The 756-nt window shown below is 59.9% G+C and carries 1 protein-coding gene; it reads left to right on the forward strand.

What is annotated here, in order from left to right; all coding sequences use genetic code 11:
- Window positions 1–101: 101 nt before the first annotated feature.
- Window positions 102–560: a hypothetical protein gene (locus tag ACFQ2D_RS16995; protein ID WP_386795729.1), complete on the forward strand. Its 459-nt coding sequence runs from the start codon at window positions 102–104 to the stop codon at window positions 558–560.
- Window positions 561–756: the final 196 nt, after the last annotated feature.

Raw genomic sequence — 756 nt, forward strand, 5'->3', positions numbered from 1 at the left:
TCTACACAGACAAGGAACTCGTGGAACTTGAGAGCGCCCCCTAACAATTCATTCAAGCCGATGCCGCTTCGCGGCACGGCTTAATTCAGGCGTTAGGCGGCATGGCCAATCCTTTGCACTCGTGGAAACAGCAGGGCGCCGTGCGGCTATGGCGCTATACGGAGTTCAAGCAAAAGTTCAGGGGCTGGCACCTCACTGCAGACGATGCTGGCGTCGCTTCGCTGTTGGCGCTAATGCCGCTGCTGGCCGAAGCACCGGGCGAACATCGCTCCGTCGCGGTCACGCCGCCCACGGCAGCGGTGCTCCGCGTTCCCAATTACTCGCAGGGCCTCGCGCAGTGGACAGCCCCAGCCAAGTGGAATATCCGCGCTTCGTCAGCACTCGACACCTGGCTCTTTCCGGCAAGCGATCCCGCTGACCTTACCTTTGGCGCCGGTCACTTGACGCAGCTCACGGCAGCCCTTCAGGGCATCCCACGCGGTGAGGGTGACTTCTGTGTTGGCAATCCGGAGTACGGTAGTCTCCCGCTCTGGTTCTGGTGGCACCCCCATGCCGCCTAACAATGCGTTCAAGCCGAAATTGCATCGCTACGCCGTTCACATGGCAGAAAAAGCTTGCCATGTGCCCGGCTACGCGCTGCAATTCGGCTTAACTTGAGTGTTAGCGCCCATGAGAATTTTCCTCGCGAGCCTACTTGCCCTAACACTCTGCAGCTGCGCTATGCCAGCACGTCGTTCACTTGAGCTTGGGGTTCGA

The organism is Luteimonas composti (assembly GCF_042678665.1).
GTDB classification, from domain to species: Bacteria; Pseudomonadota; Gammaproteobacteria; order Xanthomonadales; family Xanthomonadaceae; genus Luteimonas; species Luteimonas composti.

Excerpts from the sequence above, each read along its gene's own strand:
- ACFQ2D_RS16995 (WP_386795729.1), top strand. The coding sequence starts at position 102 with ATGGCCAATCCTTTGCACTCGTGGAAACAGCAGGGCGCCGTGCGGCTA.